The following is a 15,138-nucleotide window of genomic DNA, read 5'->3' on the forward strand; positions in this document are numbered from 1 at the left end:
CATTTTATTGTCTTGTCAGTCAATTTCGCTGCGTGAAAGGTGGTTGTGTTGGCGGCAGGGTGAACCCAACCGCCAGACGTTGTGCTAATCGCAGGTTGCAGCAGGCAAGCGCATTACTATGGCCTCCCTGTCCAGATGGGTCAGCAGACGGCGCACGTCGTTGAGGCGGATGATCAGGGTAGCGGTGTTGACCAGCGGATGGCACTGCACCTGTTCGGCCTGCCAGATGGCCTCGTCCACCACCAGCTCTACCGCTTTTTCCCTGTCGCGCACCATGGCGAGCAGGGTCACCGATCCCGGGGTGAGGCCGAGCACCGCATCGAGCCGCTCGGGGGAGCCAAAGCTCAGCCGTTTGACCCCGAGCATGGCTGCCAGCGCCTTGAGGTCGACCCGGTGCTCCTCCGGACTCACCACCAGAAACAGCCGCTCGCTTTTCGGGTCGCGCAAAAAGAGGTTCTTGGTCTTGGCGGCGGGCAGGTCGGGCAGCAACTTGCTCGCCTCCTCACAGGTAAACACCGGGGGATGGTCAAAGCGCTGGTAGGGGATAGCCAGCTGATCCAGCAGGGAATAGATTGCCATAGTGACTCCTTTCGTCGGCGAAGAGTGGTCAGAACGGGATGGGCGGGAATAACGACCGGATCGAGCTTACCAGTTTGACTCCCGCCTCGCAGCCAGCGTGATGATTGCGAGCAGGCACTGTATGAACGTACAATAGTCCCATTCTCGGACAGCCCCTTTACGCTTCATGACTGCAACCCAGCCCACCGTACCCGCCACTCCGCCCCTCGACGGTTTTATCCTGACCCGCCACGGTCGGGACGTGCGCGGTCGCAACGGGCAGCCTGCAACCACCGAAATCGTGATGTGGCTCTGGAGCGCGCAGGGGCCGGTGCGGGTGGTGGTGCCGGGGCAGGAGCCGGTGTTCTTTTTGCCGCAGAGCCACATGGCAGAAGCCGCCGAGCTGTTCAAAGGGGCCGGGGTGAGCGGGCGGTTTCGCCGCCTGCCGATGCACACCTTCGACGGTCGCCCCGTGGTGGGCTGCTATTTCGCTACCCTGAGCGCCTTTCACCGCGCCATCGAGCTGTTGCTCATTCGCGGGCTGGAGCACTTCGAGGCGGATATCCGGCTGCCGGAGCGCTTCCTGATGGAGCGTTTCATCACCGCTGGCGTGCGCTTCGATGGCCGGGCGGTGAAGAAGGGGGGCAAGCAGGGCTACTGGGAGGTGAACGAGGCACGCTGCGCGCCGCAGGCGGTGACACCGACCCTCTCCTGGGTGTCGCTGGATGTGGAGTGCGCCATGGACGGGGCCCTCTTCTCGGTCGGTCTTTATAGTGAGCAGGATGCGCGGGTCATCATGATCGGCACCCCGGAGGCGGATGCCGAGAGCTGGGGCACCCTGGTCCAGTGGGTAGAGGACGAGAGCTCCCTGCTGAGTGCGCTGGAGAGCTGGTTCAGTCTGCATGACCCCGACTTGGTGATTGGCTGGAACGTGGTCAACTTTGACTTTCGCCTGCTGCTACGCCGCGCCGAGCTTAACAAGCGGCGGCTGCGGCTCGGGCGGGGGCGCGAGCTCTGTTTCTGGCGCTCGTCACGGGGCGATCCCCAAACCGGCAACGTCATCATTCCCGGGCGCATGGTGCTCGACGGCATCGATACCCTCAAAAGCGCCACCTGGCAGTTTGCCAGCTACAGCCTGGATGCGGTGGCGAGCGAACTGCTCGGCCGTGGCAAGGATATCGAGGACGTGGCCAATCGGGGGGAGAAGATCACCGAGCTGTTCCACTCCGACAAGGAGGCGCTGGCCCGCTATAACCTGGAAGATTGCAAGCTGGTGTGGGAGATCTTCGACTACTGCCACCTTATCCCCTTTGCCATCGAGCGCGCCTCCCTCACCGGTCTTGAGCTGGACAGGGTAGGGGGCTCGGTGGCGGCCTTTACCAACCTCTATCTGCCGCGGCTGCATCGTGGCGGCTACGTGGCCCCCAATCTGCCGGCCGACGGTGGGTTGGCAAGCCCCGGCGGTTATGTGATGGACTCCAAACCCGGTCTCTATCGCCACGTGCTGGTACTTGATTTCAAGAGCCTCTACCCCAGCATCATCCGCACCTTCTGCATCGACCCCATGGGGCTCATCGAGGGGCTGCAGCATCCCGAGCACGCCATTCCGGGCTTTCGCGGTGCCATGTTCTCCCGCGAGCGGCACTTCTTGCCGGATCTCATCGCTACCTTGTGGGCGGCGCGGGATCGGGCCAAGGCCGCCAGCAACAAGGCGCTCTCCCAGGCCATCAAGATCATCATGAACTCTTTCTACGGCGTGCTGGGGTCGGGGGGCTGCCGTTTCTATGATCCGCGCCTAGCCTCGTCCATTACCCTGCGTGGCCACAGCATCATGCAGCAGACCCGCGAGTGGATTGAAGAGAAGGGGTTCGAGGTGATCTATGGCGACACCGACTCCACCTTTGTTCATCTGGGGCGCGAGACCAGCCCCGATGAGGCGGACGAGATCGGCCAGCGACTGGCTCAAATGATCAACGATAACTGGGCTGCACTGATCAGGCGCGAGTTCGACCTGCCGAGTTATCTCGAGATCCAGTACGAGACCCACTATCGCCGCTTTCTGATGCCCACCATCCGCGGGCTGGAGAAGGGCAGCAAGAAGCGCTATGCCGGTCTGGTTGGCAAGGCCAGTGAGGGGAGTGAACAGCTGGTGTTCAAGGGGCTCGAATCGGTGCGCACCGACTGGACCATGCTGGCCAAGCAGTTTCAGACCCGCCTCTATGAGCTGGTGTTTCACGATGAAGATCCCAGCGGCTATGTGCGCACCATGGTGGATGAGACTCGTGCCGGTCGTCACGACGATCTGCTTATCTATCGCAAACGGCTGCGCCAGAAGCTCGAGGAGTATCAGAAGAATGTACCGCCCCATGTGCGGGCGGCGCGGCTGGCCGATGAGGAGAACCTGCGCCGCGGTCTGCCCCAGCGCTATCAGCATCGGGGCTCCATCGCCTATCTGATGACCCTCAATGGCCCAGAACCGCTGGAGTACCGGCGCAGCGCCATCGATTACGAACACTATATCGACAAGCAGTTGCGACCCATTGCCGACGCCATCCTCCCCTTTATCGGCGAGTCGTTCGACCGGATCTGCGGTCAGCAGCTGGATCTTTTCTGATTGCTGCAAGTTGGCACTTTACTTCCCATGAATACTGGATAAAAATACAGTTATAAATCATGGAGAAGTTTCCTATGCGTCTTGAAATCATCATCGACAGAAAACATCATATCCCGACCTCGACCATGGAGGCGCTGCGTCAGGAGCTGCTCAAGCAGCTTGGCGAAAAATTCCCCGACATCCATGTGCGGGTCGCGCCGGGCAGTGCCATGGCCCTGACCGTTAGCCGTGCCAGCAAGGAAGACAAAGAGCTGGCCGAAGCCATGGTGCAGGAGGTGTGGGAGAACGCCGAGAGCTGGATGCCGGAAGAGAACGTCGCCTCCTGATCCCGCACTGTCAGTGGATAACTCGGGCGTTGGATAAATGGGCGGCGGATAAACAGGCATGCCCGCTAATGCACTGCTGATACCCATACAACGAAAAACGCAGCCAGGTGGCTGCGTTTTTTGTGGGTGGTGAGAGTCTCGCGGTGGTTTTTCTAGCTTTGGGTTGAGCTTGGCCCGTTACAACCCCGCCCAGCTTTTCAGGCTCTGCTGCTGCACCCGGCGATTGGCTTCGCGGATCTCCCCTTTGGCGCGCAGGTCCTTGATTGCGAGCGGCAGGGCTGCACGTACCTCGTCGCTGCTCATCCCGGCCTTGAGGGCAGGGTGATAGGCCATCTTGAGCAGCACATAGTCCAGCCCAGTCAAAAAGCTGTCGATGCTGTTGTCATTGAAGATGGAGGGAAACACCTTGTCCGAGTCGTTGGGCAGCCCCATCACCTGGGTGAACTCCTCCACCACGCAGTCGAGAAAACGCCCCTTGGCCCGGCTGTAGTCTACCGGAATGATGATGGTGGCACGGCTGATCTCGTGTTTCGCATTGGTTGCGAAGTTGGCAAGGCAGAGCCCCTCCTTGAGCGCCATCTTGACCGATGGGTCCCCCCCCATGGTGCGGTTGGCCCAGCTCTTCATCTTGCTGTAGTCGGTCATGATCAGGGTGAGGTTGGGCTTTGCGGCCACCATGCTGATGGAGTGGCCGGTGATGCGGGCCAGATGGGCCGCCTGAACCTTCACCACGTCGGCCTGTAGCGGCTTGTCACCCGACTCGTTGAGAAGCTGCAGCCGGATCGGCTGCTGCCAGCGGGCGAAACGGGTCTGCCTGGCTTCGCCATACTCCCGCTCCATGGCGATGGCCATAAAGCTCTCGACCAGATAGCTATCGCTCTGCCAGCGCTCATCGGCCCGGGCGCTGTGGCCTGCGAGCAGAAGCAGCAGGGCCAGCAACCTGCGTGACGTGAAGCGGGGACGAGCAGTACGGTTCACGTTAGCCAATACCAAAGTGGCAATAAAGCGCGTGGCACTAAAGGGGGTGGCGGCAAATGACATGTTTCCTCCCTGAAACGGTTGTCAGCCTAGCGGTTGGCCTTGTCGATATCGCGCCAGGTGAGCCAGAGCCTGAGATCAAACTCCAGTTGATGATAGTCGGGCTCCATGTGCTGGCAGAGCTGGTAGAAGCTCTTGTTGTGATCCTTCTCTTTGATATGGGCCAGCTCGTGCACCACGATCATTTTCAGAAACGGGGGCGGTGCCTCCTTGAACAGGGCGGCGATGCGGATCTCGTTCTTGGCCTTGAGCTTGCTGCCCTGCACCCGGCTGACGTAGGTGTGCAGGCCGAGGGCATCCTTGATCACGTTGATCTTGCCATCGAACACCACCTTTGACAGGGGCGCCGAGCTCTTGAGGTAGCGGTTCTTCAGCTCCATGGTGTAGGCGAGCAACGCCTTGTCGCTCTGGATCTGGTGGCTCTCCGGATAGCGTTTGGCCAGCATCTCCCCCAGCTTGCCCGCCGCAATCAGCTGCTGTACCTGTGCCTTGAGGGGGTCGGGATAGCCGCCCAGATAAGTCAGTTCCGCCATGGTGTCACTCGTTACATCAAAAAGAGCGTCATTGTAGTTATCTCGGGCGGGCTTGCCTACTGCTGGCCGTCGCTGCAAGGGGCTTTGGCGCAAGAAAAAGGGCGGCCATTGCAACAATGGCCGCCCTGCGGGGCGTATTGACGATCAGCGTCGGCGATAGAGACCCGGATCCACCTCTTCGTAGTGGCTAGTCAGGTATTGATAGAAGGCGAGATGGGAAGGCGAGCTCGGTTTTTTCAGCTCCTCGCTCACCCGATCCGGCTTGGCGATGATGAACTTCGGATTCTGGCGCTGGATATCGGCCAGCACCCGCTCGCGCACGTCATAGGGTGGATTGACGTTGGCAAAGAAGAGATAGGCGGATGCCGGTTGGCGATCGGTCCACAGATAATATTGTGGCTGGATGCCATCGACCCAGATCTTGTCGCTCGGGCTGGTCTCGGCCTTGATGCGATCGACCCTTACCTGCGCCGCCGGATTGAAGGGGCGACCCTTGAGGGTGCCTTCCCAGGCGTTGTTGATCATCAGCAGCAGCATGGCCAGCGTCGCCAGCCAGGGGGTGGCACTGCGCACATCCCAGGCGCGCCAGAGGGGGATGAGGATCAGCACCGGCAGCGCCCACAGCAGGCTGGTGCCGAGCACCTCGTTGACCCGCTCGAGGGACCACTCCTTGGTGCTCCAGCCAAAGGCGAGTTGCTGGGCCAGCAGCCAGCTGGCGGTGAGCACCACCAGCGAGATGCAGAGCAGGCCGATGGCATCTGCCTGCTGTTCGCTGCGATCCAGCAATACTGCCAGCGGCAGCACCGCCAGTTGCAGATAGAGCACGTCGTAGTGATCGAACACATGGCCGGAGACCGAGTTGGCGATCAGGGTGAACAGCACCCCAAACAGGGTCGCCAGCAAGGCGGGCAGATACCACTCCTGACGGCGGCTCAGCATCAGAATGATGAAGGCGGGCAGCAGCATCACAAGGCCGGTGCGCAGCAGGCCAACGGCGCCCACCATGGGAGAGAAGCCATTGCCGTAGCTCCCTTCGAAGAAGATGTCGAAGGCGTAGTATTTGAAGGCCGCCAGCAGATCATGCTGCTGGAAGTAGGCGTAAAGCGGGCCGCCAATCAGCGCCAGCCCCAGCAGGCTGGAGATGAGCAGCAGAATGGCGTCACGCCACTTCTCATGCAGACACCAGTGGCAGAACAGCACCAGATACCAGGCCCCCCAGAAGGCGCCGTTGTTGGTGCGCATCCAGGCGACGATGGCGAAGGTGAGTGCCGCCACCAGTGCCGGCCACCAGCGAAATCCCTTGTCCAGCAGCAGGGTAATGAAGGCCCACTGGGCGATGAGGGCGAGGTGGAAGGTCCAGTCCTCGGTCATGTTGCCGTAGTAGTAACGGGTGCCGTAGAGAGCCAGCACCGCCAGCATGGCGCCAAGGCGCGCCTTGAACGAAAGGCCAAGTTGGGCAAAGGCCTGCCAGCTTGCCAGCAGTCCGAGCCAGCAGAGCACCCACTCCAGCGCCCAGATCCCGACAAATCCCCCCATTCCATAGCCCAGCGCGTCGAGAGCGAAGATCATCGGCCCCTTGATGTCGATCATGTCGCGATAGAGCACGCCACCTTCGCTCCACATCTTGCCCATCACCGCGAATAGCGAGGCATCAAAGCCCGGCGCCATGGCGTGGAAGAGCGGGTTGCGCAGACAGAAGAGCAGCGCCAGCAAGGCGGTCAGCAGCACAATGGCTGGCTTGATACCCGGGTTGACGCGAGGGGGAGTGAAACGGATGGAGTGATTCATGAAGTCGCCTGTTCCTGCAGCTGGTCTTGAAAGCGGGCCTATCTTGCCGAGCTAGTGAGTGCGATGCAATGGGGCAGGCCTGTGTGGGGCAAATATTCTCGAAAAAGCCCGGTTCTTGCAGGGAACCGGGCGCTGGCTGCGGCAATATTGGCCGTCAGGGGATGTGGCAAAGCCATTCCCCTTTGCATCAGCCTAGGTACTCAAGCAGGGGCGGCTGCGCTTCCAGTGTCGGCAGGTGACGGGCCCAGCGGATAAAGGCGTCGGCCAGGGTGATGCCGAGCTCCTGATTGTGCTGGGTCAGGGTACGCGCCAGTGCGGTGTAACCCTCCTTGCCGGAGGCGGTATAGGCGCTCGACACTCCGCGATAGACCTGTTCGGCATTGACCGCTTGCCACTGGCCGGGGGCGGCTTCCCACTCCAGTCGGGTGATGCGCTGACCCTTGGGCCGATCGGCCTGATAGGTGAATCGCACCCCTGCGGTGTAGGGGAAGCTGCCGTTGCCATTGCCGACCACGCCGTTGTTGGTGGCGTTGTCGATGGCATTCTCCAGCGCTTCCGCCAACTCGTGACCGTGCACCCGATAGAGGGTGAGGGGAATAGCAAACGGCAGCAGGCGACCGGCGATATCTGCTTCGCTCAGGGGGCCCGGCTCCAGCGAGCAGCGCACGCCGCCAGCGTTGTGCAGGGCAAAGTCCACCTCGCCTACCTGTTCACGGGCGGCGGTCAGCATGGCGCGGGCCACCAGCGGGGCGAGCTGGCTGCCGTGGGGCAGGGTGGCATCCGGCAGCCGCTGATGGGGAAGTGGCGCCGCCAGTCGGGTGACGATGCGCTGGCTCATGGTCTCTATCTCAGGCCGATAGCGTTTGGCCAGATGTTGTTCAAGCTGTGGATCCGGCTCGCAGAAGGTGAGCCCGGCGGGTGTGGTGGAGGCAAATGGCCAGGGCTGCCAGGGGAGCCACTCCAGCTGCCCCTGACTTTGCACGACGCGGCCTGCCTCATCGAAGGTGAGCTCGCAGACACCGAGGCAGAGGGCGCTGTGGCCAGCGTGCAAAATGGCCACCCCGTTGTTCATCAGCGGGTAGGTACCTTCGCTTGGCAGACCCAGCGGCGCGAGATCGCCGAGCAGGCTGTGGGTATGGCCGCCGATGATGAGGCTGAGCTCGGGGAAGCGCTCGGCCAGCAGCTTGTCCTGATCCAGCCCGAGGTGGCTCAGCAGCACGATATGGTGGATCCCTTCGCGCTTGATCTCCCGCAGCACTTTAGTGAGGGTCTCGGCGACCGCGTGGAAACGGGTGTGGGGATCCGGGTTGGCGATGGCAGCCATTTGGGCGAGGGTGATGCCGAGCAGCGCAAAGGGAACCCCGTCGATCACCCGACGATGCCAGGGCTGATGGGCGTCGTAGAGGTGGGGAATATCCCATAGCCCGAGTGGCGTGTCGGCAGGCTCCTGACTGTTGTCCAGATTGGCGGCCAGCACCGGAAAATCGAGCTGGCGCAAGAACTCCACCAACGGGCCGTTGCCCAGATCGAACTCGTGGTTGCCAAGTACCATGGCATCGGGGGCCAGCATGGCGAGCAGGTCGGCGTTGGCGCGCCCTTTGAAGCGGTTGAAATAGAGCGAGCCCTGAAAGGAGTCGCCACCGTGCAGAAACAGAAAACGCTGGCCGGCAGCTGCGGCTTTTGCACGCAGTTGGGTCAGTCGGGTCAGGATCCGGGCATAACCGCCGCACTGGGTGCGCCATTGGCCTTCACCGACAGGGGAGAAGCTCATGGGCGCGCCATCGAAGTGGGAGTGGCAATCACTGAAATGGGCAAGTTGAACCGTAATACTCATCTCGGTCCTCCTTAGGGGGAAAATGAGCACCGAGTCTACTGCAAAGGGGGGGGAGGATACCAGCCCGGCAGGGTGCCGGGCTGGTCAGCGATCAGGCGGGAACCATGATCTGGGTGGCGACGATCACCACCAGCAGGCCGACGGCGACCGGCATACTGGTGCGCTTGACCACTTCGAACGGCGAGAGCTTGCCCATCCCCGCACAGGCGACCACCACCCCGGAGACCGGAGAAATGGTGCGACCCAGGTTGGAGGCTTGCAGCATCGGGATTACCAGATAGGCCGGGTTGATGCCAAGGCTGCTGGCCAGGTTGGGGATCAGCTCCACGAAGGCGTAGAAGGGGGCATTACCCGAACCGGTGGTGAAGGCGGCCAGGGTGGTGATCACCACCAGTGACAGCATCATGATCAGGCCGCCGGAACCGAGATCCTGCGCGTGAGCCAGCAGGGTGTCGATAAAGCCGATGGTCATCAGACCCTGGGCGAAGACACCGGCACCGACCAGCAGCATGACCACACCGGCAAAGGCGTCAGCCATGTTGCGCCAGCAGACCTGCAGACCATCCAGCAGCTCCTTGCCATTGCGGATCCGCACGAGCTCCAGCAGGCTGGCCAACACCATGCACATGACGATGATGGTGACGATATCCAGCTGCGGACCCCATTTACCGTCAAACACCAGCACCCCGATGATGGGGGTAAAGGGCAGGATGGCGTAGAAAGCGGGGGCGGTAGTCACCAGATCACCCGGTGCGACCGGCTCGTTGTGTTCACCGGATTTCTGGTCAAGGTAGCGCTGCCAGAAGAAGTGGGTCACCGCCATGCAGGCGATCGCCACCAGCGAGATGGGCAGGGTCAGCTTGAAGGCAAAATCCAGCAGCGGCATGTTGGCGGCCTGAGCGGCCATCACCACGTCACCGGAGGTCGGTGCCAGAATGATAGCGGCTGGCGAGGCGCACACGGCCGCAGCCGCGCCACGGGAGATCCCCATGTTGACCATCAGTGGGAACAGGGTGGCCATCAACAACACGCCGAGGCCGGTAGCGGAGCTGACCGCCAGCGACATGGCGCAGGCCACCAGATAGGCAGCCACCAGCAGGATATAGGGGGACTTGATGATGCCGAGCGGTTTGCTGGCCAGCTTGACCAGAATGGTGTTGGCACCGATATGGCTCATATAGCCGGCGAAGCCGCACAGCACCATGATCAGCATCCCCAGTCCACCGCCACGGTCATTGAGCAGGAAGCGGACGTATTCGAAGATATCGGTTGCGATATAACCGGTGCTGACCACCTTGCTCGGTAGTACCGGTTTGCCCATCATGGCGGTGATGACCAGCAGCAGCAAGCCGCCGCTCAGCAGCACCCCGGTCGCGGAGTATCCTTTGAAAATGGCACGGCCCACCACCAGGGTGACCAGGGTGCCAACGATGAGTTCCAGCATATGTTGCCTTCTGATTGGATGAGAGTGGAGGGAGTCTATTCCGATAGGGGTAGAGTGGCGACTGGAAACAGGATGTTGTGTGAGCTAAATCAACGTTTAACCCCATGAACAGAATTAAAGAAAGGTAAAGGTACTTTACCCAGCGGGTTTGGCTACCTACCCTTGCCAGCCTTGGTTGTCTTTTGAGGCTTTTATATGGCGATTGGTGATTTTTCAGGCATTAAACGCTCTATTTTCCTGCTTGCGATGCTATTTTCACCTACTTGCGTGTTTGCGGTAACCAATGACGGTTTTCATCAAACCGGTCCTCATCAGGCGGTCGCCATGCGGCGTCTCATGGCTCCTCACTCTTATGGGGTACTGGTGGTTGCCGAGGGGAACAGACCCCGTTTTGCCGCGCTGGCATCCAAAACCACCGAAGCAAACTGCCTGGCCCGTCATGCCATCCGGGTAGATGGGGTCGCGCTGCTGGTCACCCCGAGATTCTATGCCAAAGAGGGAAAACGGGGACTTTGCGAGCTGTGGCTCAATGAGGGGGCAGATCAGGACTTTTTTGCCAACCGCCTTAAAAATGATCATTTTATTCAGATAGATGGTCATGACATCAATGTGAAAAACTATCACCTCGACTGGCAGCGCATCAGCCGTCATGCTCAATAAAAATACAGTTTTGGCCTTGTGCCATACTCTGCTCACGCAACCTGTGAGCGTGCTCTGATTTCTGGGCGCATCATTGTGTTGCGCCGCCTCGTCGTCACACATAGGCTATACCCGTCATCTGTGTGGCGGTGGGGTTCACCAAGGTTGGTACTCCGCCCGTGCAATCAAGGAAGGTAGTCTGGCATGGTCAGCAAGGTTTATGGAGTAGTGGGGGTCGGGTTGTTGCTGTTGCCCCTGATGAGTCAGGCTCAGCCGAGCCGGCCGCAAGTGGTGCCAGAGTCCCGCATCAATGTCCGTTTTTATGAGGTCAATGCAACCAGTCCGGAGCAGCTTGCCCGGGCGATTGCCCAAAGTGCCCCCAAGGTGAATGGCAAGCCCGTACTCGGCAAGGCGAGTTATCAGGTGGACTGGCAGCTGGATACCGAGCAGTTGCCGGGGCGCTGCCAGCTCAACCGGGTGACGGTAACCACCAACGCCACCGTGTTGCTGCCCCGCTGGCGTCAGAGTGCGAACAGTAACGAGCCTGCCCGCCAGCGCTGGGGGCGGCTGCTATCCAGCATGTTTGACTACGAATCCCGCTTCAAGGAGATGGTGCTGCAAGGGGCCAATCAGGTGGGCGGTGCGATTGCGGGATTACCCGGTCATGCAGATTGTCAGGCACTGCGCTATGCCGCGTGGGCAGCAGGTAGTGGCGAGCTGAGCAAGGTCAAGGGACGGCTCGACGGATTCCAGCGTCAGACAGGTTACGGCGAACAGCTCGGGGTGCACTGGCCCAAGTGAGCGCTATCTCAAGACGCAATATCCAGCATCGCACGATTTGATAAATAGAATGGCCGCCCGATAGGCGGCCATTCTATTTGCTTGCAGAGTCCGGTTCAGACCAGCGCCTTGCCTTTGAGCAGTTTGCGCACCCAGTAACGGGCTGGGTGGAGCGCTTCCAGCAGATCGGCGGCCAGCGGCAGGGGATCGCCGCAGATCTCGCTGGCGAGCAGCTCACCACAGAGCGGCGCCGAGCAGAGACCCCGCGAGCCGAGCGCACCCAGCACATAGAGGCCGGGGTGAAGGGGGAACTGCTGGGCGTTGTGCTGATCATGCTGCAGCTGCGCATAGTGATCCGCCAGACCTTGCAATCTGGCCACTGGCCCCACCACCGGCAGGTGATCCCGGCTGGCACAACGCACCCCTACGCGCGCCTCGTTGCCGCTCACATCCACTTCGGCGGGCCAGGTTTGCTCCGGCAGGCAGGCTTGCAACCGCACCTGATTCTGGATTTGCTCCTCGGCACGAAACTCAAGGCTGCTCTGGTTACGGCCATAGCTGGCACCAATACAGTGTTGATCGTTGTGCATAGGTGTGAGGTAGCCATCGTAGCAGAGCACCGTGTTGAGCTGACTCAAGCTGGCTGAGGTTGGCACATGACTCACCTGACCGCGCACCGGATAGAGCGGCAGCTCGGCAAAGGGGAGCAGTGCTGGCAACTGGTGTCCGGCGGCGACCACCAGATTGGGGGCCTGCCAGTGGCGGCCATCCTGGCTCTCTACTTGCCAGCCATCGGCCAGTTCAGTAATAGCGACCACCTCGGTGTTGAACACGACCTCCAGCAGGCCGCTGGCTTGCGCCTCTTTCAGGGCGGCTCGGGTGAGATCGGCCGGACAGAGCCAACCCCCCTGTGGGTAACTGACGCCGCTGTGGCCACAGGGCAGGCCAACCACCTGCTCTACCTCTGCTGTAGAGAGGGGATGCATCAGCTCGGACGGGAAGGGGCCCTGGTTCATTTTCGCCAACTTGGCTGCCGATTTGTCGTCATAACCGAGCTGGGTCACTCCGCATAATTCGAAAGCGATAGGGTGGCGTTCGGCCAACGCCAGCAGCCGTTGGCGGGCATAGCCAAAGGCGAGCGAATAGAAGCGTGACAGGGCATCGTGCTCGCCGTTGAGCAGGGGATAGAGCGCCCCCTGACGATTGCCTGAGGCGCCGGTGGCCGGTTCGCCATCTGTACACAGCAATGTCACCTTGCGACCCCGCTCCACCAGAGAGAGCGCCGTCACGGCCGAGGCGATGCCGCCGCCGATGATCACTACCTCGCCAGTGCGTCCGGCAGGACGGGCATACCAGGGGGCGATGGTCTGCTGCGGCTGCTTGTCGGTGCGATCCCCCACCAGCATCTCCCGCTTGCTACCGTGGCCCTTCACCTTCTTCATGGCAAAACCGGCGGCAATCAGGCCGCGACGGACAAAACCGGCACAGGTAAAGGTGGCAATGGAGCAATCGGGACGGGCGAGGCGAGCGAGACCATCAAACAGCTCCTGTGTCCACATCTCCGGGTTCTTGGCCGGGGAGAAACCATCCAGATACCAGGCATCCACCAGACCTTCTGCCCGATGAGGCACCTGCGGCAGCATATCCTTGATATCGCCAAACCAGAGATCGAGGCGAATGCGGCCACCCGCAAAATGCAGGCGGTGGCAACCGGAAACCGGCAGCGGCCATTGGGCGACAAGATCCTGACTCAAGTGGCCAAGTTCAGGCCAGGCGGCCAGCGCCTTGCGCAGATCGTCTTGGGTCAGGGGGTATTTCTCGAAACTGATGAAGTGCAGACGGGAGCCGTTGCCGGATTGAGGCGCCTGTTCCAGGAAGGCTTGCATTGTCGCCAGAAAGTTAAGGCCTGTGCCGAAACCTGTTTCACCTATCACGAAACTGTCACTATCGTGGTGCGAAAATCGCGCAGGTAGCCGGTTTTGCTGCAAAAAGACGTAGCGGGTTTCACTTAGACCGTTATCATTGGAAAAGTACACATCCCCGAAGTCACTGGAGACAGGAGTTCCCGCTTCATTCCAGTCCAATCGGGCATGATGTAAGGATGTTTGACTCACGTTTTCCTCGGCTCGCGTCACAAAATCGCGGGCATTCTACGTGAAAGCAGACCAGTTTGGCAGCCGAAAGCGGGTAGACTTGGCGCCAGTTTTTCCAGACGAGATGAATTAATGAGAAGAGCAGTGATCACCGGTATCGGCGTCATCTCCAGTATCGGCAACAACAAGGAAGAAGTGCTGGCCTCCCTGAAAGCAGGTAAATCCGGCATCACCTATTCCGAGCAGTTCGAGCAGCACAACCTGCGCAGCCGTGTCTGGGGTAACATCAAACTCGATCCGTCTGAACTGATCGACCGTAAAGTCATGCGTTTCATGGGCGACGCTGCGGCCTACGCCTACCTCTCCATGCAGCAGGCCATTGAAGATGCCGGTCTGGCGGAAGATCAGGTCTCCAACGAGCGTACCGGCCTGGTGGTCGGTTCAGGTGGTGCCTCCGGCAAGAACACCTCGGAATCTGTGGACATCGCCCGTGAGAAAGGGGTCAAGCGTGTGGGCCCTTACATGGTGCCGCGCACCATGTCCTCCACCACTTCCGCTTGCCTCGCGACCCCGTTCCAGATCAAGGGTGTCAACTACTCCATCAGCTCAGCTTGCGCCACCTCTGCGCACTGCATCGGTCACGCACTTGAGCTGATCCAGCTTGGCAAACAGGATGTGGTCTTCGCCGGTGGTGGTGAAGAGCTGGACTGGTCCTCTACCATCCAGTTTGACGCCATGGGCGCCCTCTCCACCAAGTACAACGACACGCCGGAAAAAGCGTCCCGTACCTATGATGCGAACCGCGACGGTTTCGTTATCTCCGGTGGTGGCGGCATTCTGGTGATCGAAGAGCTGGAACATGCGCTGGCGCGTGGCGCTCACATCTATGCTGAGCTGACTGGCTATGGTGCTACCTCCGATGGCTATGACATGGTCGCGCCGAGCGGTGAAGGCGCGGTGCGTTGCATGAAGATGGCGATGCAGGGTGTGGGCAAGGTTGATTACATCAACACCCACGGCACCTCCACTCCGGTGGGTGATACCAAAGAGCTGGAAGCTATCCAGACTCTGTTTGGCGCCAACGGTCCCAAGATCTCTGCCACCAAGGCGATGACCGGCCATGCGCTGGGCGCTGCGGGCGTGCACGAGGCTGTCTACTCCCTGCTGATGATGGAACACGGCTTTATCGCTCCCAGCATCAACATCGAGACTCTGGACGAGAAGGCCGAAGGTCTGCCCATCGTGCGTGAGTACGAAGTGGCCGAACTCAACACCGTCATGTCCAACAGCTTCGGCTTTGGCGGTACCAACGCTTCTCTGGTGTTCAGCAAGTTCAAAGCTTGATCATCCGGTTGATATGAAAAAAGCGCCTCAGGGCGCTTTTTTTGTCTTCGGGATCTGCCATCACTCATTGCAGAGCAGAGCAGAGCAGAGCAGAGCAGAGCAGAGCAGAGCAGAGCAGAGCAGAGCAGAGCAGAGCAGAGCAGAGCA

Annotated in this window: 12 protein-coding genes; 5 read left to right on the forward strand and 7 right to left on the reverse strand. The window is 60.6% G+C overall.

Annotated features, from left to right (window positions below):
* Window positions 1–84 precede the first annotated feature (84 nt).
* Window positions 85–579 carry a prolyl-tRNA synthetase associated domain-containing protein gene (locus OKC42_RS10490; protein ID WP_064338065.1) on the reverse strand — a complete coding sequence of 165 codons (495 nt, stop codon included), beginning with the start codon at window positions 577–579 and terminating at the stop codon, window positions 85–87.
* 166 nt (window positions 580–745) lie between these two features.
* Between OKC42_RS10490 and OKC42_RS10495 the strand changes: the two genes are divergently transcribed.
* Both OKC42_RS10495 and OKC42_RS10500 read left to right on the forward strand, forming a co-directional pair.
* Window positions 746–3,172, forward strand: a complete 2,427-nt coding sequence (locus tag OKC42_RS10495) for a DNA polymerase II (protein ID WP_064338064.1) — start codon at window positions 746–748, stop codon at window positions 3,170–3,172.
* A gap of 74 nt (window positions 3,173–3,246) precedes the next feature.
* Window positions 3,247–3,498, forward strand: coding sequence for a DinI family protein (locus tag OKC42_RS10500; RefSeq protein WP_064338063.1), 252 nt, complete (start codon window positions 3,247–3,249; stop codon window positions 3,496–3,498).
* 177 nt (window positions 3,499–3,675) lie between these two features.
* Here the strand turns inward: OKC42_RS10500 and OKC42_RS10505 are convergent, their stop codons facing one another.
* The 5 genes from OKC42_RS10505 to dcuC form a co-directional block, all read right to left on the reverse strand.
* Entirely contained in the window at window positions 3,676–4,539 is an 864-nt protein-coding gene (locus OKC42_RS10505; RefSeq protein ID WP_270819626.1) for a DUF2927 domain-containing protein, read from the reverse strand.
* Window positions 4,540–4,565: 26 nt separating this feature from the next.
* Window positions 4,566–5,069, reverse strand: a complete 504-nt coding sequence (locus OKC42_RS10510) for a M48 family metallopeptidase (RefSeq protein ID WP_005333421.1) — start codon at window positions 5,067–5,069, stop codon at window positions 4,566–4,568.
* Between the two features lie 144 nt (window positions 5,070–5,213).
* Window positions 5,214–6,857 carry a hypothetical protein gene (locus OKC42_RS10515; protein ID WP_199428257.1) on the reverse strand — a complete coding sequence of 548 codons (1,644 nt, stop codon included), beginning with the start codon at window positions 6,855–6,857 and terminating at the stop codon, window positions 5,214–5,216.
* Window positions 6,858–7,044: 187 nt separating this feature from the next.
* Window positions 7,045–8,691, reverse strand: a complete 1,647-nt coding sequence (locus tag OKC42_RS10520) for a bifunctional metallophosphatase/5'-nucleotidase (protein WP_199428258.1) — start codon at window positions 8,689–8,691, stop codon at window positions 7,045–7,047.
* A 91-nt stretch (window positions 8,692–8,782) separates the two neighbouring features.
* Complete coding sequence (gene dcuC, locus OKC42_RS10525) at window positions 8,783–10,135, reverse strand: anaerobic C4-dicarboxylate transporter DcuC (RefSeq protein ID WP_005336914.1); 1,353 nt, start codon at window positions 10,133–10,135, stop codon at window positions 8,783–8,785.
* Window positions 10,136–10,330: 195 nt separating this feature from the next.
* Between dcuC and OKC42_RS10530 the strand changes: the two genes are divergently transcribed.
* Window positions 10,331–10,795, forward strand: a complete 465-nt coding sequence (locus tag OKC42_RS10530) for a hypothetical protein (protein ID WP_064338059.1) — start codon at window positions 10,331–10,333, stop codon at window positions 10,793–10,795.
* Window positions 10,796–10,978: 183 nt separating this feature from the next.
* On the forward strand, window positions 10,979–11,575 hold the full coding sequence (locus OKC42_RS10535; RefSeq protein ID WP_064338058.1) for a DUF922 domain-containing protein: 597 nt from the start codon (window positions 10,979–10,981) through the stop codon (window positions 11,573–11,575).
* A gap of 95 nt (window positions 11,576–11,670) precedes the next feature.
* Here OKC42_RS10535 and mnmC read toward each other — a convergent pair whose 3' ends face one another.
* Window positions 11,671–13,689 (reverse strand): bifunctional tRNA (5-methylaminomethyl-2-thiouridine)(34)-methyltransferase MnmD/FAD-dependent 5-carboxymethylaminomethyl-2-thiouridine(34) oxidoreductase MnmC, encoded by a 2,019-nt coding sequence (mnmC, locus tag OKC42_RS10540; RefSeq protein WP_199428259.1) that lies wholly within the window; start codon window positions 13,687–13,689, stop codon window positions 11,671–11,673.
* 90 nt (window positions 13,690–13,779) lie between these two features.
* Here mnmC and fabB point away from each other — a divergent pair, with 90 nt between their 5' ends.
* Window positions 13,780–14,991 (forward strand): beta-ketoacyl-ACP synthase I, encoded by a 1,212-nt coding sequence (fabB, locus tag OKC42_RS10545; RefSeq protein WP_199428260.1) that lies wholly within the window; start codon window positions 13,780–13,782, stop codon window positions 14,989–14,991.
* Window positions 14,992–15,138: the final 147 nt, after the last annotated feature.

Source organism: Aeromonas sp. Y311-2 (assembly GCF_027706025.1).
GTDB classification, from domain to species: Bacteria; Pseudomonadota; Gammaproteobacteria; order Enterobacterales; family Aeromonadaceae; genus Aeromonas; species Aeromonas veronii.

What these genes read in the sequence shown, in the direction of transcription:
- OKC42_RS10520 (WP_199428258.1), bottom strand. Translation starts at nt 8,691, where the DNA reads ATGAGTATTACGGTTCAACTTGCCCATTTCAGTGATTGCCACTCCCAC.
- OKC42_RS10505 (WP_270819626.1), bottom strand. Translation starts at nt 4,539, where the DNA reads ATGTCATTTGCCGCCACCCCCTTTAGTGCCACGCGCTTTATTGCCACT.
- OKC42_RS10495 (WP_064338064.1), top strand. Translation starts at nt 746, where the DNA reads ATGACTGCAACCCAGCCCACCGTACCCGCCACTCCGCCCCTCGACGGT.
- dcuC (WP_005336914.1), bottom strand. Translation starts at nt 10,135, where the DNA reads ATGCTGGAACTCATCGTTGGCACCCTGGTCACCCTGGTGGTGGGCCGT.
- OKC42_RS10510 (WP_005333421.1), bottom strand. Translation starts at nt 5,069, where the DNA reads ATGGCGGAACTGACTTATCTGGGCGGCTATCCCGACCCCCTCAAGGCA.
- OKC42_RS10490 (WP_064338065.1), bottom strand. Translation starts at nt 579, where the DNA reads ATGGCAATCTATTCCCTGCTGGATCAGCTGGCTATCCCCTACCAGCGC.
- fabB (WP_199428260.1), top strand. Translation starts at nt 13,780, where the DNA reads ATGAGAAGAGCAGTGATCACCGGTATCGGCGTCATCTCCAGTATCGGC.
- OKC42_RS10515 (WP_199428257.1), bottom strand. Translation starts at nt 6,857, where the DNA reads ATGAATCACTCCATCCGTTTCACTCCCCCTCGCGTCAACCCGGGTATC.
- OKC42_RS10535 (WP_064338058.1), top strand. Translation starts at nt 10,979, where the DNA reads ATGGTCAGCAAGGTTTATGGAGTAGTGGGGGTCGGGTTGTTGCTGTTG.
- OKC42_RS10500 (WP_064338063.1), top strand. Translation starts at nt 3,247, where the DNA reads ATGCGTCTTGAAATCATCATCGACAGAAAACATCATATCCCGACCTCG.
- OKC42_RS10530 (WP_064338059.1), top strand. Translation starts at nt 10,331, where the DNA reads ATGGCGATTGGTGATTTTTCAGGCATTAAACGCTCTATTTTCCTGCTT.